Origin of the sequence: Actinokineospora pegani (genome assembly GCF_009745975.1) — a bacterium.
GTDB lineage: Bacteria > Actinomycetota > Actinomycetes > Mycobacteriales > Pseudonocardiaceae > Actinokineospora > Actinokineospora pegani.
Map to the genome: position 1 here is coordinate 88,243 of NZ_WHOL01000063.1, position 16,138 is coordinate 104,380.

Genomic DNA, 16,138 nt, shown 5'->3' on the forward strand with positions numbered 1-16,138 from the left:
GCCCCGGTCCGGCTTCGCGCCGGGCCGGGGCGTTCGCGTTGACACCGGGTGTGACGTGGGACAAGCTGGGCCCGCGTTATCTACTTTCGAGTAGTTGCCGGATCCCGTCATCGACGCCGTGAGAGAGACCATGCCCCGACGCCTGATCGCCATCGCCGCCGCCGCCGTCGCGGCGGCGGGCTCCATCGCCGTGTCCTCGATCGGCTCGGCGAACGCCGCCGACCCGATCAACTACGTCGCCATCGGCGACTCCTACAGCGCGGGCTCCGGCATCTCGCCGTCCGCGCCCGGCTCGCCCATGCAGTGCCTGCGCTCCGCGCTGAACTACCCGAACGTGATCGCCGAGCAGACCGGCGCCGCGCTGACCGACGTCACCTGCGGCGGGGCCACCACGGCGCACTTCACCTCGGCCCAGTACCCCGGCCTCAAGCCCCAGGTCGACGCGCTCAGCGCCGACACCGACGTGGTCACCCTGACCATCGGCGGCAACGACAGCGGCACCTTCATCCGCGCGTCGCTGACCTGCGCCGCCGCGGGCTGGTTCGCGGGCGGCAAGGGCAGCCCCTGCAAGGACCAGAACGGCACGTCCTTCGAGGACACCGTCCGCGACACCACCTACCCGGACCTGGTGAAGGCCCTGACCGCCGTGCGCGAGAAGGCCCCGAACGCCAAGGTCGCCGTCCTGGGCTACCCGTGGATCGTCCCGGCCTCGGGGAGCTGCTTCGACGTCATCCCGCTCGCCGAGGGCGACGTCCCCTACATGCGCTCGCTGCAGACCACCCTGAACGACGCGGTCGGCCGCGCCGCGCGGGAGACCGGCGCCATCTACGTCGACCTCAACCAGCTCTCGGACGGGCACGACGTGTGCGCGCCCAGGGGCACCCGCTGGATCGAGCCGCCGATCAACGCCGAGAACTCGATCTTCGCCCACCCGAACGCGCTGGGCGAGCGCGAGATGGCCAAGGCCGCCATGGCCGCGCTCGGCATCGGCTGACCTTGAGCACGAATAGGCCCCCGGCTCAGCGATGAGCCGGGGGCTTTTCCGCGCGCCCGGAGCCCTAGTCGATGGCGCGGCGCAGGAAGCCGCGGATGCCGATGGCGCCGAAGACCACGCAGGAGCCGGTGATCACGAGGAGGTTGACCCACATCGGGATGTGCGGCACGTGCGGCACCAGCTCCGCCCGCATGGCCTCGCTGACGTAGGTCAGCGGGTTGAGCGCGCACACGACCTGGAACCAGCGCAGGTTCTCCAGGCCGAACCACGGGAACTGGGTGCTGCCGGTGAACATCAGCGGCATCAGGATGACCGCGAACAGGATGTTGATTCTGGTCGGCGGGACCGAGGTGCCGATGATCATGCCGATCGCCGCGCCCGCGAGCGAGCCGAGGACGATGATGCCGAAGACCGGCAGGTAGGCGCCCGCGGGCCAGCTCATGTCGTCCAGGATCAGGAAGCCGATCGGCACCATGATCACCGCGGCGAGGATGCCCCGGATCGCGCCGAAGAGCATCTTCTCGACCGCCACCCAGCCGATGGGGATCGGCGCGAGCAGCCGGTCCTCGATCTCGCGGGTCCAGGAGAAGTCCAGGATCAGCGGCATCGTCGTGTTCTGCAGCGCGGTCAGGAACCCGTTCAGGGCGACGACGCCGGGCAGCAGGATGGCGGTGTAGTCGTCGCCGACGTAGCCGATGCCGGTCAGCACCTTGCCGAAGATGAACAGGGTGAAGAACGGCTGGATGATCACCTGCGCCAGGAACGAGCCGAGCTCGCGGCCGGTGACGAAGGTGTCGCGCCACAGCACGGCCCGGAACGTGCGCAGCGCGGTGCCCAGCCCGACCTGCGGCGCCTCCTGCTCCGGCGCGGTCGGCGGCGTGGACGTGGTCGTGGCGGTCATCGCAGCTCCCGACCGGTCAGGTGGATGAAGACGTCTTCCAGGCTCGGCGTGCCGATGGCCAGGTCGGCCACCTCGCACGACTGGTCGCCGAGGGAGCGCAGGACCGCGGGCAGCAGCGCGGCGGCCTCGTGGTCGCTGTAGAGGCGGTACTGGGCGACGGCGTCCGGCTCGGTCGCGGTCGCCTGCGGGGCGGCGTTGAGCCACTCGACCCGCTCCACGCCCGCGAGCGCGCCCAGCGCCGACTCGACCGCGGCCGGGTCGGCCCGGTGCAGCTTCACGGTGACGCTCACGGTCGTGCTGCCGGGCAGGGCCCTGGTCAGCGCGGCCGGGGTGTCCAGGGAGAGCAGCTTGCCGTGGTCGACGATGCCGATGCGGTCGCAGAGCTTCTCGGCCTCGTCCATGTCGTGCGTGGTCAGCACGACGGTGACGCCCTCGCTCTTGAGCTCGGCCACCCGGTCGTGCACGAACAGCCGCGCCTGCGGGTCCAGCCCGGTGGAGGGCTCGTCGAGGAACATGACCCGGGGCTTGTGCATCAGCGCCCGCGCGATCATGACCCGCTGCGCCTGCCCCCCGGACACCATGTCGACCTTCGACTTGGCGCGGTCGGCCAGGCCCATCCGCTCGAGCAGCTCATCGGCCCGCGCGACGCGCTCGGCCCGCGCCATCCCGTGGTAGGCCGCGTGGAACAGCAGGTTCTGCCTGATGTTCAGCGACCGGTCCAGGTTGTTGCGCTGCGGCACCACGGCGAGGAGCTGCCGCGCCCGCTTGGCCTCCCGCACGACGTCGACGCCGTGCACCAGCGCCTGACCGCCCGTTGGCAGCACCCGGGTCGTGAGGACGCCGACGGTGGTCGTCTTCCCCGCGCCGTTGGGCCCCAGCAAGCCGAACACCTCACCCTGCCGGACGCTGAAACTCAGCCCGTCAACGGCGGGTTTGGGGTTCTTTTTGTACTGTTTGGCCAGTTCGATGACCTCGACCGCGCTCACGCGAGCCACCATAAACCCGCCCGGGCGGCCCCCACGCCACAATTCGACCGGGTTCAGGGGCCCCTAAGTCCGGCGTCACCAGCCCGCCGGGAGCGGCCTGCCCTCGGCGAACCCCGCCGCCGACTGCACGCCGACGGTGGCCAGCTCGTGGAACTGGGCCAGGGTGGCGGCGCCCGCGTAGGTGCAGGCCGAGCGCACACCGGAGCAGATCTTGTCGATGAGGTCCTCGACGCTGGGGGCGGTCGGGTCCAGGCGCATCCGGGAGCTGGAGATGCCCTCCTCGAACAGGCCCTTGCGGGCGCGGTCGAAGCCGCTGTCGGTGCGGGTGCGGGCGGACACGGCGCGCTTGGAGGCCATGCCGAAGGACTCCTTGTAGGCCCGGCCCTGCTCGTCGCGCAGCAGGTCGCCGGGGGACTCGTAGGTGCCCGCGAACCAGGAGCCGACCATGACCGAGGACGCGCCCGCGGCCAGCGCCAGGGCGACGTCGCGGGGGTGGCGCACGCCGCCGTCGGCCCAGACGTGCTTGCCCAGCCCGCGCGCGGTCTCCGCGCACTCCAGGACGGCGGAGAACTGCGGGCGGCCGACACCGGTCATCATCCGGGTGGTGCACATGGCGCCGGGGCCGACGCCGACCTTGACCACGTCCGCACCCGCCTCGACCAGGTCGCGCACGCCGTCGGGGGTGACGACGTTGCCCGCGACCACCGGCACGCCCGGGTCGACCGCGCGCACGGCCCGCAGCGCGGCGATCATCTTCTCCTGGTGCCCGTGCGCGGTGTCGACGACCAGAGCGTCCACCCCGGAAGCCAGCAGCGCCGCCGCCTTGGCCCCCACGTCGCCGTTGACCCCGACCGCGGCGGCCACCCGCAGGCGGCCCTTGTCGTCGAGCGCGGGCTGGTAGATCCCGGCCCGCAGCGCCCCGCGCACGGTCAGCACCCCGGCCACCCTGCCCTCGCCGTCCACGCCCACGGCTATCCGGGCGGGCGTGTGGTCGAGCGCGTCGAACACCGCGCGCGGCTCCGTCGCCACCGGCAGCACCGGCGCGGCCGCGACCAGGTCGCCCAGCCTGGTGAACCGGTCGACCCCGCGGCAGGCGTCCTCGTCCACCGTGCCCAGCGGCCTGCCCTCGCCGTCGACCACGACCACGGCCCCGTGCGCCCGCTTGGGCAGCAGGTTCAGCGCGTCGGCCACCGCGTCCCCCGCCGTCAGCACCAGCGGCGTGTCCCAGACGGTGTCGCGCCCCTTCACCCAGGCCGTAATGGCCCCGACCGCCTCGGCATCGACGTCCTGCGGCAGCACGACCAGCCCGCCGCGCCTGGCCACGGTCTCCGCCATCCGCCGCCCCGACACCGCGGTCATGTTCGCCACGACGATGGGGATCGTGGCTCCGGTGCCATCCGAGGTGGACAGGTCGACCTCGAACCGGCTCTCGATCGCCGACCGCCCCGGCATCAGGAACACGTCGTCGTAGGTGAGGTCGTGCTCCGGCTTGGCGTGGTAGAAGCGCATGCCCCGAATCTAGTGGCCCGTCCCCGGTCAGCCGCGATGAAGAGCGAGCCGGGCGCCGAACCCGAGCAGCGCGAGCCCGGAGACGGCGTCGGTGACCCGGCGGGCCAGCGGCCTGAGCAGCTTCTCCCGGACCGCGGCCCCGAGCACGACGACGGCGAGCAGCCACGCGGTCCCGATCAGCGGCAGCGCCCACGCGTGGCCCATCCACGACCAGACTGACGCGTCCGGCCCGACGAACTGGGGGAGCAGCGAGAGGTAGAAGACCATCATCTTCGGGTTGGTGATGTTGCAGAGGAAGCCCTGCCGCAGCCCCCGACCGGGCCCGGTCGGGCGGGCGGTCGGGTCGCACCGCCCGCGCCACGCCGACCGCAACGCCTGCGCGGCCAGGAACAGCAGGTAGGCGATGCCCACCCACTTCAAGGTCGTGAACACCGGCTGGGACCGCACGACCAGCGTCCCGAGCCCGACCGAGACCAGCGTGGCCTGGACGAGCGAGGCGGTGCCGACCCCCACCGCGGTGGCGGCACCCGCGCCGGGCCCGCCCGCGACGGTGTTGCGCAGGGTGACGATGAAATCGGCCCCGGGAACGACCACCACCGCGAGGACGACCACCAGGAACTCCCAGCTCACAGCACTCCTCAGTTCCGCAGGGCCTTGAGGGCATCGATCGTGTCGGCCTCGGCCGGGGTCTTGTCGGGCCGGTAGCGCACGACCCGCGCGAAGCGCAGGGCGATGGAGCCGGGGTAGCGGGGGCTGGACTGCACGCCGTCGAGGGCGATCTCCACCACCGGTTGGTCCTCGAGGTGCACCACCCAGTCGTCGCGGTGGGACTCGCGTTTCTGGAACTCCTCGGTCTGCCAGGCCAGGAGTTCGTCGGTGAGACCCTTGAAGGTCTTGCCGACCATGATCGGCGGCCCGCCGTCGGGGTCGCGGGCGCCGAGGTGCAGGTTGCTCAGCAGGCCGGCGCGGCGGCCGTGCCCCCACTCGGCGGCGAGGACGACGAGGTCGAAGGTGTGCACGGGCTTGACCTTCTGCCAGGCCTTGCCGCGCCTGCCCGCGGCGTAGGCCGAGTCGAGGCCCTTGACCATCACGCCCTCGTGGCCCGCGTCCAGCGCGGCGGCGGTCAGCTCCTCGGCCTGCTCCTGGGTCGGCTCGACCACGCCGGGGATGAGGTGGTCGCCCACGGCGGCGCGCAGGGCCTCGTTGCGCTCGCGCAGCGGGGAGTCGAGCAGGTCGCGGCCGTCGAGGTGCAGGCAGTCGAAGAAGTACGGCCGCAGCAGCAGGGCCGCGATCTGCTCCTCCTGCGTGCTGCCGAAGCGGGACATGGTCTCCTGGAACGGCCGGGGCTTGCCGTCGTCGCGCAATGCCAGCGTCTCGCCATCCAAAACGGTTGTGTGGCAGGGAAGTTGCTCAACCAGCGCCACCAGCTCCGGGACGCTCGCGGTGATGTCGCGCAGCGTGCGGGTGTAGACCGAGACCCGGCCCGGGGTCTTGTGCACCTGGATGCGCGCACCGTCCATCTTGTACTCGACCAGACACGGCGACAGCGACTCCACCGCCTCGGCGAGCGAGGTCCCCGGCGAGGCCAGCATCGGCCGCACGGGCCGGTGCAGCTCCAACCCGAACCCCGCCAACGCCTCCGCGCCGCCGTCGAGCGCTGCCCGCGCTGTCGCGGGCAGCCGACCGGAGAGCATGAACGCGCGGCGCACAGCGGTCCCCGGCACGTCGGCGGCCCGGGCGATCGCGTCGAGCATGACGCCCTCCAGCGCGCCCTGCCGCAGCTCGCCCGTGAGCAGCGCGCGCAGGAACGCCTGCTCCCCGGCGGTCGCGCGGGCGAACAACCCACCCAGCACCTCGGCCCTGGCCGCCGCCGCCCCCTTGCCGGACGCCCGCGCGGTGGCCGTGAGAGCGTCGTCGACCTCCCCCACGGTCAACGACGCCCCAGACGCGGCCGACGGCGCCAGCGACGCCAACGTGCGCCACCCCGCCCCGATCCGCCCCTGCCTCGGCGCCCCGGACAGGAAGGCCACCACGACTTCGACCTCATCGGCGGAGTCCGCGCGCCGCAACACCCCGGCGAGGGCGTCGACCTTCGCCAGGCGGGAACGGGTGGCGCCCACCTCGGCGGAGGTGGACGCGACCTCGGTCAGCGTCAGCATGACCCCATGGTGCGCCACGGGACTGACAATCACCGGACGAGCTAGTCGAGGTCTACGTCGATCCAATCCATCACCGATGACAGGTAGTGCCCAACCACGGCGGACTGCTTGGGGGAGAGCACGACGCTGCGCCCCTGCCCATCGGTGATCGTCACATCCGGCATCCGCAGCGTCATCAGCGCCTCCGGGACGCCGTCGTGCCCCGGCACCCGCCAGGTGCGCTCCAGCGGCGCGTGTTTCATGATCGCGCGGTGCAGGTGCTCGGTGCTCGAACTGTCTACTGTGGCCTCTTCTGGTCCCATGCCGACAGAGTGACCCGTTGCAAGCGGTGCACGCCATGGCCCAATTGAGTGATTGCGTATCGGACTGCGATGCGGAGACCATCACGCCATGCCAGGAAACTCGCACACGTCCGTGCGATCCCGCACCGTCGCAGCCGAGCTGCGCAAGTTCCGCGAGTCGCGCGGCCTGAGCTGCGCGGAGGTCGGCGAGAAGCTCGGCGCCTCCGCCAGCAAGATCAGCCGGATGGAGACCGGCCACAGCGGCTTGCAGGTGGAGGACGTCGCGGCCCTGCTGGGGTTCTACGAGGTCTCCGCGAAGAAGCGTACCGAGCTGCTGGACCTGCTCAAACGCGGGGACCAGAAGGGGTGGTGGGAACGCCAGGCCAACCTGCCGAGCATCTGGCGCGCGGTCATCGACTTCGAGAACAAGGCCACCAGAATCCAGAACTACGAGCCACTGATCGTCCCCGGCCTGCTCCAGACCGACGAGTACGCGGCGGCGCTGCTGCGCGGAACCGAACCCACCTTGTCGGGTGCTGAGCTGGACAACCTCGTCGCCACCCGGATGGCCCGGCACAGCCTGCTCATCGGCCACCGGGCGCCGCAGTACGTGGCGTGCATCCACGAGTCGGCACTGCGCATCCCGGTGGGTGGTCCGAGCGTGATGGTTCGCCAGTTGCGGCGGCTGATCGACCTGGGGGAGCGGGCGAACATCACCATCCGCGTGGTGCCTGCCAGCTCGGGCGCGCACTCGGGCCTGCGCGGGCCGTTCATGATCCTGGAGTTCGCCGAGGAACCCTCGCTGGTCTACATAGAGAACCAGGACACGGGATTGTTCCTCGAAGAGGAAGCCGATCTGGCCGGGTATCGACTCGCGCTGCGCAATATTCTGAGTGAGGCCGTTGCACCCGATGCAACAGAAGCGGCGTTGACGGCCTTGATCGCCGAGCTGACCAAGTGAGAGGAGCGCGGATGTCTGCGCTTGACCTGAGTACCGCGAACTGGCGCAAGAGCAGCCGCAGCAGCAACACCGGCAACTGCGTCGAGCTGGCCACGCCGAGCCCGGTGACGGCGATCCGCGACTCGAAGAACCCGGACGGTCCGGCACTGGTGTTCCCGGAGTCCGCCCTGCCGTCCCTGCTCACCCACATCAGGTGACCCGGTGAGGTCGGGCCCCGGCCCGACCTCACCCCGCCGGGTGACGCGAGCCGATGCTTTTCAGAACCTGAGACACGTTCCCCTTCCGGCTTGTACGGTGGCCCCGAGTTCGTAGACCGTCACCAGGGGGCGCCGGTGTACATCGATGAGGGCGAGTTCACCTCGCTCGGAGCCATCGGCGCGTCGATGGACGCCTTCGCGGCCTCCGCCGCCGCAGGCCAGTTCGCCGTCAACCAACAGGGCGGCGACGCCCTCCTCGCCGCCATCCGCAGGATGACCGACTGGATCGACAGCAAGCGAGGGCCGTTCGGACTCTTGGAGCAGGAGCCCCCACTGGGCAGCAGCAACGCGGCGAAGGTGATGAAGCCGTACATGCAGCAGGTGGCCGTCGACCACCAAGGTTTCCTGACGCAACTGTACGCCCTCTATGATTCCTTGGTGAAGGCTGAACAGGCCATCATCAAGGCGATGGAAAACTACCGTCAAACGGACGAGGGAAATGCGGACGAACTTGCATGAAGGGTGAGTATCCTGTGAAGCGTGCCGTGTGTGCGGTGTCTGCTGTGTTGCTTTCGTTGACCATGGTCGCGTGTTCCGAGCGGACCCCGGGGCGTGCTGTCCCCGACCGAGGAATGGACGGGACCGAGGGGTCTGGCGGGCCGGGTACGCCGTCCACATCAACCGACTCGTCGCCGAAGGGCGATAATCCGTTGATCTCTCTGGACCCGTGTACGTTGCCGACCCCGTCGATGAAGACGACGTTGGGGCTCACCAAAACGCCGCAGACCTTAACTCTTCCGTCTTCCAAATCCTGCTCGTGGCAGGTTGGGGATGGTGAGATTTCCAACCGGTTCAACTTCTCGATCGCCATTTTTCCGAAAACTGGGATCGATGATGTAGTCGCTGATGGTGAGAAGAAGCCGGTCACCGTTGGTTCTCGTCGCGCCATTCAATCTCTCCGTGCCGCCAGTGGTGTATGTGCGATATCGATCGAGGTGACGGCGACATCGCGGGTTGACATGCAGGCGACAGGGGCGGGCAGTAACGATGGTTCGCTGATCTGCCCCAAAGCGCTGGCGGCTGCCGAGTTGATTGAGCCCGAATTGCCGAAATGACCCACTGCCACCCCCGCGTGGCAGCAGCAACGCGGCGAAGGTGATGAAGCCGTATGTCGGCAAGCGGCCATCGGCCACCAAGGGGGGCCTGGCGCAACTGCTCGCCGTCTGTGATTCCTTGACCAAGCCGAAGAAGTCATCATGAAGGCGATGGAGAACTATCGTCAGGTGGACGAGGACAGTGCGGACAAGCTCGCATGATAGGGTGAAGTTCCTGTGGAGCGTGTCATGGTGTGTGCTCTGTTTGTCGCCTTGCTCTCGTCGACTGTGGGTGCGTGTTCCACGCAGACTTCAGGAAATGCTGTCGCCGACCAAGACGCGATCGCGACTGGGGGGTCCGATGGGGAGACAACAACTCCCGATTCGACCGACTCTTTCGCCAGGTGGGGAAAACTCGCTCGCTTCCGTCGACCCGTGTGAATTGTTGACTCCGTCGATAAAGGCTACCTTGGGGATTGTCGGGGCGCCGCAAACGCAGGGCGGCTCGACTTCCAAGTTGTGTCAATGGCGGGTCGACGGTGGCACGACTGCGACCAGTTATACTTATGGCGTTCCTGTTCTCTTCAAAAGTGGTATTGATAAGGTTGTCGCCGTCGGTGAGAAGAAGCCGTTGATGGTTAATTCGCGGCGCGGAATCCAGTCCTTGGGTGTGGGGGGCAGTGTCTGCGCGGTGTCGATTGAGGTCACGGCCACCTCGCGGGTGGAGGTGACGGGAACAGGGGCGGGCAGCAACGACGGTTCGCTGTTGTGCCCGAAGGTGCAGGCGGCGGCGGAGTTGCTCGAGCCCGAACTGCCGAAGTGACCGCCACCCCGCCCGGGACTACTTGCCGCCCCGAGCCATGCGCAGCACGTCCAGCGCCTCATCGAGCTGCGCCTCGGTGAGCTTGCCGTCGGCCACGTGGCCGCGTTCGATGACGACCTCGCGGATCGTCCTGCGCTCCTTGAGTGACTGCTTGGCGATCGACGCCGCCTCCTCGTAGCCGAGGTAGGAGTTCAACGGCGTCACGATCGACGGGCTCGACTCCGCCAGTTCGCGCAGGTGCTCGGTGTTGGGCTCCATGCCCTCCACGACCTTGGTCGCCAGCAGGCGGGCCACCGCCGACAACAGCCGGGCGCTCTCCAGGATGTTGCGGGCGATCACCGGCAGCATCACGTTGAGCTGGAAGTTGCCCTGGGTGCCCGCGAACGCCACCGCCGCGTCGTTGCCGATGACCTGGGCGACGACCATCATCGTGGCCTCGGGGATGACCGGGTTGACCTTGCCGGGCATGATCGACGAACCCGGTTGCAGGTCCGGCAGGGCCAGCTCGCCCAGGCCGGTGCGGGGGCCGGAACCGAGCCAGCGGATGTCGTTGGCGATCTTGAACAGGGACACGGCCACGGTGCGCAGGGCCCCGGAGGCCTCCACGGCGGAGTCCTGGGTCGCCTGGGCCTCGAAGTGGTCGCGCGCCTCGGTCAGCGGCAGGCCGGTGTTGTCCGCCAGCTCCGCCGAGACCGCCAGGCCGAAACCGTGCGGGGCGTTGAGGCCGCTGCCCACCGCTGTCCCGCCGATGGGCAGCTCGGCCAGCCGGGGCAGCACCGCGTGCACCCGCTCGACGCCGAAGCGGACCTGCGCGGCCCACGCCCCGGCCTCCTGGCCCAGCGTGATCGGCACCGCGTCCATCAGGTGCGTGCGGCCGGACTTGACCACGTCGGCCCAGTCGTCGGCCCGGTCCTCAAGCGCTTGCGCCAACTGTTCCAGGGCGGGCACCACATCGGTGGCCAGCGCCTCGGTGGCGGCAACGCGCAGCGTCGTGGGGAAGGTGTCGTTGGACGACTGGGAGGCGTTGACGTGGTCGTTGGGGTGCACGTCGCGGCCCAGGGCCTTGGTGGCCAGGGTGGCGATGACCTCGTTGGCGTTCATGTTCGACGAGGTGCCCGAGCCGGTCTGGAACACGTCGATGGGGAACTGGTCGTCGTGCTGGCCGTCGGCCACGGCGGTGGCCGCGTCGGCGATGGCGGTCGCCAGGTCGTCGTCGAGCACCCCGAACCGCGCGTTGACCCGGGCCGTCGCGGCCTTGAGCAGGCCGAGCGCGCGGATCTGGGCGCGCTCGAGGCCCCGGCCGGAGATGGGGAAGTTCTCCACCGCGCGCTGGGTCTGCGCGCGCCACAGGGCGTCGGCCGGGACGCGGACCTCGCCCATGGTGTCGTGTTCGATGCGGTACTCGGTCATGTCCCCAGTTTGTCCCGGTTCCCCCGCTCGTGCTTGAGCGGTCCGCCACATAACGTGGATCACACCACCACCACGCGGAGGGCAGGGCGCATGACCTCGCCGACCATCACCGACGTCGACCTGTTGATCGTGGGCGCCGGACCCACCGGCCTCTACGCCGCCTACTACGCCGGGTTCCGCGAGCTGACCACCGCCGTGGTCGACTCGCTGCCGGAGGCGGGCGGGCAGGTCACCGCCATGTACCCGGAGAAGATGATCTACGACGTGGCCGGCTTCCCCGCCGTGCGCGGCCGCGACCTGGTCCAGGCACTGGTCGAGCAGGCCGACCGGTGGCAGCCCACCTACCTGCTGGGCCGCCGCGCGCACGCCCTGACCGAGGAGGGCGGCGCCTTCGTCGTGGGCTTGGACGGCGGGGTCGCCGTGCGCGCCAAGGCCGTGCTCATCACCGCTGGGATCGGCGAGTTCACCCCGCGGCCGCTCCCGGCTGGCGACGGCTGGGTCGGGCGCGGGATGGTGCACTTCGTCCCCGAGCTGGAAGTCCACCGCGGCCAGGACGTCGTGGTCGTCGGGGGTGGCGACTCCGCGTTCGACTGGGCGCTGGCGCTGCACCCGATCGCCCGGTCGGTGACCATCGTGCACCGCAGGGCCCGCTTCCGGGCCATGCCCGCGACCGTCCGGGAGGTCGAGGGCCTCGGCGTCCCGATCATCACCGACGCCGAGGTCAGCGCGTTCCACGGGGAGCCGGACCTGGCGGCGGTCACGGTGACGGCGAAGGCGGGCGGAGCGCGGCGGCTGCCCGCGCAGGCCGTCGTCGCCGCGCTGGGGTTCACCGCCGACCTGGGTCCGATCGAGTCCTGGGGCCTGGAGATCGCCCACCGGTCCATCGCCGTGGACTCCACGATGCGCACCGCGCGGGACCGCGTCTACGCCGCTGGCGACGTGGCCGCCTACTCGGGCAAGGTGAAGCTGATCGCCACCGGTTTCGGCGAGGCGGCCACGGCGGTCAACAACATCGCGGTGGCGCTGGACCCGGCGGCGCACCTGTTCCCCGGGCACTCGAGCGGTGACTGACGATCACCTAGGTTCGGACGAACGGACTACAGAGTGAGGAGGAGTGGCATGCTGCGGAGCTACATCGTCCGGTCGTGGTGGCGGCAATCGCTGCTCGTGGTGGCGGCCGTGGTGGCGCTGGTGTCGGTGGGGGTGCTCCTGGAGGTGGTGTTCAACGTCGCCACCCCCCTGCGCGCGGTCGTGCTGATCATCTTCGCGTCGATCGCAGGCAGGGTGCTGATCCGGCGCGGCTGGGTCTGGGTCGATCAGGGCGGCCTGGACATCGTCCCGGTGCTCGGCGCCAAGACCTGGGTGCCGTGGAACCAGGTCGTCGGGCTCGAGTACGAGCCGACGCGGTCGAGGCTGCCCGGTCGGGTCCCGGTGTTGCGCACGGTCGAGGGCGACCTGCCGCTGTCCGCGCTGTCGTTCGTCGGCGAGCCGCCGCGCAAAGTGCGACGACTGGCCGAGACCGTGGCGCGGATGGCCGCGGCTGCCTGACGGCCCGCACGACGTCGCCGGAGGAGGCGGGCGGGCATGGCCCCCTCCGGCGCGCCGGACACCGGCTACGGCAGCGGCGGGTACTCCTCGTCGACCTGGTCCTGGCGGTCGAAGTCCACAGTGGAGTACTCGCGGAGCTTGGTGAGGCGGTGGAAGCCGTCGATCATGCGCACGGTGCCGGACTTGGAGCGCATCACGATCGACTGGGAGGTGGCGCCGCCGGAGCGGTAGCGCACGCCGCGCAGCAGGTCGCCGTCGGTGACGCCGGTGGCGCAGAAGAACACGTTGTCGCCGGTGACCAGGTCGTCGGTGAGCAGGACCCGGTCGAGGTCGTGACCCGCGTCGACCGCCCGCTGGCGCTCCTCGTCGTCCTTGGGCCACAGCTTGCCCTGGATCGCGCCGCCCATGCACTTGAGCGCGGCGGCGGCGATGATGCCCTCCGGGGTGCCGCCGATTCCGAGGAGCATGTCGATGCCGGTTGTCGGGCGGGCCGCGGAGATCGCGCCCGCCACGTCGCCGTCGGAGATGAAGTGGATGCGCGCGCCCGCCTCGCGCACGTCCTTCACGATCGCCTCGTGCCGGGGCCGGTCCAGGATGCACACCGTCACGTCGGAGACGTCGGTGTCCTTGGCCTTGGCCACCCGGCGGATGTTCTCGGCCACCGGGGCGGTGATGTCGACGACGTCGGCGGCCTCCGGGCCGACCGCGAGCTTCTCCATGTAGAACACCGCGGACGGGTCGAACATCGCCCCGCGCTCGGCCACCGCCAGCACCGCCAGCGCGTTCGGCATGCCCTTGGCCATCAGCGTCGTGCCGTCGATCGGGTCGACCGCGACGTCGCAGTCCGGCCCGTCGCCGTTGCCGACCTCCTCGCCGTTGAACAGCATGGGCGCCTCGTCCTTCTCGCCCTCGCCGATCACCACGACCCCGCGCATCGACACCGTGCCGATCAGCTTGCGCATGGCGTCGACCGCCGCGCCGTCACCGCCGTTCTTGTCGCCGCGCCCGACCCACCGGCCCGCCGCCATCGCCGCGGCCTCGGTCACCCGCACGAGCTCGAGTGCCAGGTTGCGATCGGGCGCCTCCCGGCGGCGGACGTTGGCGCTGGGGGTCTGCGAACTCATACGGTGCCTCCCGGCAAGACGGGGTCTGCTCGGCCACGACTGGACCAATGCGCATCATCCCAGATCAGCGACCCCCCGGCCGGGCTCCGCGCGGCGTGCCGCTCGTCACCCTCCGTGGCCTGCGACGATGGACGACGTGCCCGACGAGCAGAAACCAGCCGGTCCGCCGCCGAAGAACCGCCTCCTGCACGGCCCGCGCGACATGATCATGTCGCTGGCGGTGCTGCTGGTGATCATCGCCGCATTGCTTCTGTTCACCAAGAGCTGCTCGTTCAGCCCCGGCGGCCCCGAGATCGACCAGTCCGCCGCGCCCACCGCAGACCTCTCAGCCGCGTTCTCCCAGGTGGCGGACACCCTCGACTTCCCCCTCCGCCTCCCCGCCGTCCCAGACGCCTGGCGTCCGAACTCCACCTCCACGGCCCCCGCAGGCCCCACGTCGGTGGTCGTCCGCGCGGGCTGGCTGACCGGCGCGGGCTTCGCCCAACTGAGCCAGTCCGCCGCCACCCCGAACACCCTGGTGGAGATCGAGGGCGGCACGGGCCCCGCCACTGGATCGGTCGAGATCGACGGAACACAGTGGACAGTGCACCCCGGCCGCCGCGCCGAGTCGGTCTGGGTGACCCGCCTCGGCGACACCACCCTGCTCATCACCGGCAGCGCCCCCGAACCAGACTTCCGCACCCTGGCCTCAGCAACCCTCAAGGCCCAGCCGATCACCAAGTGACCGCCCACGGGAGAAGACCGGAAGATCGTCCCCGGGGCGCACGAACGGCCCGATCGGCGATGCTGGCCAGGTGAGCGAAACCATTTCCTGCGCGTGGCGGGACCCCATCACCGACGACGAGATCGCCGACCTCACCCGGTCGCACGGCGGCGACGCCGTCGCAGGCTGGTGGAGCCGGGTCAGCCAGCACAGCCTCGGCTGGGTGGGCGCCCGTGACGGCGCGGGCCTGCTGGTCGGCTTCGTGAACGTGGCGTGGGACGGTGGACACCACGCCTTCTTGCTCGACACGAAGACCCGGGGCTCGCACCAGCGCCGGGGCATCGGGGCAGCGGTCGTCGGCTTGGCGGCGGCGCAGGCGCGCGCGGCGGGTTGCGCGTGGCTGCACGTCGACTTCGAACCGGAGCTGCGGCGCTTCTACCTCGACGCCTGCGGCTTCCGCTGCACCGACGCAGGACTGATCGACCTGACCGCGGGGCGTTGACACGAGCCTCGTCGACCGAGCCACCGGAACACGCTGCCGACCGCTCAACGGTCAGCTCAGAATGAGTTCGCGCAGAACCACTTGGGCCGCTGTGCGGGCCTGCCGCCGACAAGTTCGGCAACCCGGCTTCCCGCCACATCGGCCAGCCGCAGCCCCTAGGGCGGCGGTGGCGAAGGCGGGTGGGCGCCCACCCGCGGCCCCGGCCGGGTCGTCGGAACTGGAGCCCGCCCATGACCTGGGGTGAACACGGTGTGGTCATTGGTGTTGCCCCCGGTCAACACCACCGGCAACGGGCGCCCATGACCATCACAGGCCAGGCCCTAGGCGCGGTCCTCGGACTCGGCGGCGGCCAGCGCCGTCTCCACGCGTTCGCGCGCTCCCGCCAGGTGCTCGTCGCAGACCCGGGCCAGGGCCTCGCCGCGTTCCCAGAGGGTGAGGGAGTCCTCCAGGGACAGGCCACCGGCCTCCAGTTTCGCGACGACGGACACCAGTTCGTCGCGGGCCTGCTCGTAGCCGGGGGTGTTGTCGCTGGTCACCGTGCTGGACTCTCCGTGCGGTTGAGGGCTTGGGCGAGGGACGAGGCCACCACCTGGTCGAAATCGACGAAGGCCTCGGCGAAGTCGGCGCCGTCGCTGGTGGTGACGGCCTCGGTGATGCGGGCCCTGGCCCGGGCCAGGCGGCTCTGGCGGGCGGGTGCGGCTGGGCCGGTGCAGGCCGAGGTGGCCGCGCACAGGTCGTGCAGCCTGCGGGGGAGTTGGTGGCGGCCGGTGTCCGCGCAGCCCGCCAGCAGCGCCGCCCAGACCTCGGCGGCGGCGGCGTCGGCGCGGACGGCCGACCAGTGGGCCTCGCCCGCCCTGGGGGTCGGGTGCGGGGACACCGCCAAGCGTGCGGCGGTGGTGAGGGTGAGCGGGAGGAAGGTGGGCTCGCGCGCCGTCCTGACCATCGC

At 70.5% G+C, this 16,138-nt stretch carries 20 protein-coding genes; 10 read left to right on the top strand and 10 right to left on the bottom strand.

Translation table 11 applies throughout. From position 1 onward, the window contains the following. Positions 1-130: 130 nt before the first annotated feature. Positions 131-994 carry an SGNH/GDSL hydrolase family protein gene (locus GCL84_RS08250; RefSeq protein WP_156754781.1) on the top strand — a complete coding sequence of 288 codons (864 nt, stop codon included), beginning with the start codon at positions 131-133 and terminating at the stop codon, positions 992-994. Between the two features lie 64 nt (positions 995-1,058). Here the strand turns inward: GCL84_RS08250 and GCL84_RS08255 are convergent, their stop codons facing one another. The 6 genes from GCL84_RS08255 to GCL84_RS08280 all read right to left on the bottom strand — a co-directional run bounded on the left by GCL84_RS08255 (position 1,059) and on the right by GCL84_RS08280 (position 6,851). Then, a complete protein-coding gene (locus GCL84_RS08255; RefSeq protein ID WP_156754782.1) occupies positions 1,059-1,895 on the bottom strand; it encodes an ABC transporter permease in 837 nt (278 codons plus the stop codon). After that, positions 1,892-2,893 (bottom strand): ABC transporter ATP-binding protein, encoded by a 1,002-nt coding sequence (locus GCL84_RS08260; RefSeq protein WP_156754783.1) that lies wholly within the window; start codon positions 2,891-2,893, stop codon positions 1,892-1,894. Before GCL84_RS08260 ends, GCL84_RS08255 begins: the two co-directional genes overlap by 4 nt. Before the next feature lie 63 nt (positions 2,894-2,956). After that, positions 2,957-4,390 (bottom strand): GuaB1 family IMP dehydrogenase-related protein, encoded by a 1,434-nt coding sequence (locus GCL84_RS08265; RefSeq protein WP_156754784.1) that lies wholly within the window; start codon positions 4,388-4,390, stop codon positions 2,957-2,959. Between the two features lie 27 nt (positions 4,391-4,417). Continuing rightward, a complete protein-coding gene (locus tag GCL84_RS29180) occupies positions 4,418-5,020 on the bottom strand; it encodes a LysE family translocator (protein WP_197523097.1) in 603 nt (200 codons plus the stop codon). Between the two features lie 8 nt (positions 5,021-5,028). Further along, positions 5,029-6,546 carry an ATP-dependent DNA ligase gene (locus GCL84_RS08275; RefSeq protein WP_156754847.1) on the bottom strand — a complete coding sequence of 506 codons (1,518 nt, stop codon included), beginning with the start codon at positions 6,544-6,546 and terminating at the stop codon, positions 5,029-5,031. 44 nt (positions 6,547-6,590) lie between these two features. After that, positions 6,591-6,851, bottom strand: coding sequence for a hypothetical protein (locus GCL84_RS08280; protein WP_156754786.1), 261 nt, complete (start codon positions 6,849-6,851; stop codon positions 6,591-6,593). Positions 6,852-6,939: 88 nt separating this feature from the next. Between GCL84_RS08280 and GCL84_RS08285 the strand changes: the two genes are divergently transcribed. The 5 genes from GCL84_RS08285 (at position 6,940) to GCL84_RS08305 (ending at position 9,905) form a co-directional block, all read left to right on the top strand. Then, positions 6,940-7,791: a helix-turn-helix domain-containing protein gene (locus GCL84_RS08285; protein WP_156754848.1), complete on the top strand. Its 852-nt coding sequence runs from the start codon at positions 6,940-6,942 to the stop codon at positions 7,789-7,791. 11 nt (positions 7,792-7,802) lie between these two features. Beyond that, positions 7,803-7,988, top strand: a complete 186-nt coding sequence (locus GCL84_RS08290) for a DUF397 domain-containing protein (RefSeq protein WP_156754787.1) — start codon at positions 7,803-7,805, stop codon at positions 7,986-7,988. A 135-nt stretch (positions 7,989-8,123) separates the two neighbouring features. Further along, positions 8,124-8,507 (top strand): hypothetical protein, encoded by a 384-nt coding sequence (locus tag GCL84_RS08295; RefSeq protein ID WP_156754788.1) that lies wholly within the window; start codon positions 8,124-8,126, stop codon positions 8,505-8,507. Between the two features lie 62 nt (positions 8,508-8,569). Continuing rightward, a complete protein-coding gene (locus GCL84_RS08300; RefSeq protein ID WP_268891338.1) occupies positions 8,570-9,103 on the top strand; it encodes a DUF3558 family protein in 534 nt (177 codons plus the stop codon). Positions 9,104-9,443: 340 nt separating this feature from the next. Further along, positions 9,444-9,905: a DUF3558 family protein gene (locus tag GCL84_RS08305; RefSeq protein WP_268891339.1), complete on the top strand. Its 462-nt coding sequence runs from the start codon at positions 9,444-9,446 to the stop codon at positions 9,903-9,905. Between the two features lie 18 nt (positions 9,906-9,923). Here the strand turns inward: GCL84_RS08305 and GCL84_RS08310 are convergent, their stop codons facing one another. Continuing rightward, a complete protein-coding gene (locus tag GCL84_RS08310) occupies positions 9,924-11,315 on the bottom strand; it encodes a class II fumarate hydratase (RefSeq protein WP_156754791.1) in 1,392 nt (463 codons plus the stop codon). A gap of 90 nt (positions 11,316-11,405) precedes the next feature. On the opposite strand from GCL84_RS08310, the gene GCL84_RS08315 reads away from it, so the two are divergent. Continuing rightward, positions 11,406-12,386 carry an NAD(P)/FAD-dependent oxidoreductase gene (locus tag GCL84_RS08315; protein WP_197523099.1) on the top strand — a complete coding sequence of 327 codons (981 nt, stop codon included), beginning with the start codon at positions 11,406-11,408 and terminating at the stop codon, positions 12,384-12,386. Positions 12,387-12,434: 48 nt separating this feature from the next. Then, on the top strand, positions 12,435-12,863 hold the full coding sequence (locus tag GCL84_RS08320) for a hypothetical protein (RefSeq protein WP_156754792.1): 429 nt from the start codon (positions 12,435-12,437) through the stop codon (positions 12,861-12,863). Positions 12,864-12,928: 65 nt separating this feature from the next. Here GCL84_RS08320 and glpX read toward each other — a convergent pair whose 3' ends face one another. Then, positions 12,929-13,987 (bottom strand): class II fructose-bisphosphatase, encoded by a 1,059-nt coding sequence (gene glpX, locus GCL84_RS08325; protein ID WP_156754793.1) that lies wholly within the window; start codon positions 13,985-13,987, stop codon positions 12,929-12,931. 127 nt (positions 13,988-14,114) lie between these two features. Between glpX and GCL84_RS08330 the strand changes: the two genes are divergently transcribed. Beyond that, positions 14,115-14,711, top strand: a complete 597-nt coding sequence (locus GCL84_RS08330) for a DUF4245 domain-containing protein (protein ID WP_156754794.1) — start codon at positions 14,115-14,117, stop codon at positions 14,709-14,711. Positions 14,712-14,781: 70 nt separating this feature from the next. Beyond that, complete coding sequence (locus GCL84_RS08335; RefSeq protein WP_156754795.1) at positions 14,782-15,192, top strand: GNAT family N-acetyltransferase; 411 nt, start codon at positions 14,782-14,784, stop codon at positions 15,190-15,192. A gap of 320 nt (positions 15,193-15,512) precedes the next feature. On the opposite strand, the gene GCL84_RS08340 is transcribed toward GCL84_RS08335, so the two are convergent. Both GCL84_RS08340 and GCL84_RS08345 read right to left on the bottom strand, forming a co-directional pair. Next, a complete protein-coding gene (locus GCL84_RS08340) occupies positions 15,513-15,728 on the bottom strand; it encodes an exodeoxyribonuclease VII small subunit (protein WP_156754796.1) in 216 nt (71 codons plus the stop codon). Continuing rightward, a complete protein-coding gene (locus GCL84_RS08345) occupies positions 15,725-16,135 on the bottom strand; it encodes a sugar ABC transporter substrate-binding protein (RefSeq protein ID WP_156754797.1) in 411 nt (136 codons plus the stop codon). Before GCL84_RS08345 ends, GCL84_RS08340 begins: the two co-directional genes overlap by 4 nt. Positions 16,136-16,138 lie beyond the last annotated feature (3 nt).

What these genes read in the sequence shown, in the direction of transcription:
- GCL84_RS08265 (WP_156754784.1), bottom strand. Translation starts at nt 4,390, where the DNA reads ATGCGCTTCTACCACGCCAAGCCGGAGCACGACCTCACCTACGACGAC.
- GCL84_RS08320 (WP_156754792.1), top strand. Translation starts at nt 12,435, where the DNA reads ATGCTGCGGAGCTACATCGTCCGGTCGTGGTGGCGGCAATCGCTGCTC.
- GCL84_RS08285 (WP_156754848.1), top strand. Translation starts at nt 6,940, where the DNA reads ATGCCAGGAAACTCGCACACGTCCGTGCGATCCCGCACCGTCGCAGCC.
- GCL84_RS08300 (WP_268891338.1), top strand. Translation starts at nt 8,570, where the DNA reads ATGGTCGCGTGTTCCGAGCGGACCCCGGGGCGTGCTGTCCCCGACCGA.
- GCL84_RS08310 (WP_156754791.1), bottom strand. Translation starts at nt 11,315, where the DNA reads ATGACCGAGTACCGCATCGAACACGACACCATGGGCGAGGTCCGCGTC.
- glpX (WP_156754793.1), bottom strand. Translation starts at nt 13,987, where the DNA reads ATGAGTTCGCAGACCCCCAGCGCCAACGTCCGCCGCCGGGAGGCGCCC.
- GCL84_RS08305 (WP_268891339.1), top strand. Translation starts at nt 9,444, where the DNA reads ATGGGGAGACAACAACTCCCGATTCGACCGACTCTTTCGCCAGGTGGG.
- GCL84_RS08255 (WP_156754782.1), bottom strand. Translation starts at nt 1,895, where the DNA reads ATGACCGCCACGACCACGTCCACGCCGCCGACCGCGCCGGAGCAGGAG.
- GCL84_RS08260 (WP_156754783.1), bottom strand. Translation starts at nt 2,893, where the DNA reads ATGGTGGCTCGCGTGAGCGCGGTCGAGGTCATCGAACTGGCCAAACAG.
- GCL84_RS08250 (WP_156754781.1), top strand. Translation starts at nt 131, where the DNA reads ATGCCCCGACGCCTGATCGCCATCGCCGCCGCCGCCGTCGCGGCGGCG.
- GCL84_RS08315 (WP_197523099.1), top strand. Translation starts at nt 11,406, where the DNA reads ATGACCTCGCCGACCATCACCGACGTCGACCTGTTGATCGTGGGCGCC.
- GCL84_RS08290 (WP_156754787.1), top strand. Translation starts at nt 7,803, where the DNA reads ATGTCTGCGCTTGACCTGAGTACCGCGAACTGGCGCAAGAGCAGCCGC.
- GCL84_RS08330 (WP_156754794.1), top strand. Translation starts at nt 14,115, where the DNA reads ATGGACGACGTGCCCGACGAGCAGAAACCAGCCGGTCCGCCGCCGAAG.
- GCL84_RS08280 (WP_156754786.1), bottom strand. Translation starts at nt 6,851, where the DNA reads ATGGGACCAGAAGAGGCCACAGTAGACAGTTCGAGCACCGAGCACCTG.
- GCL84_RS08345 (WP_156754797.1), bottom strand. Translation starts at nt 16,135, where the DNA reads ATGGTCAGGACGGCGCGCGAGCCCACCTTCCTCCCGCTCACCCTCACC.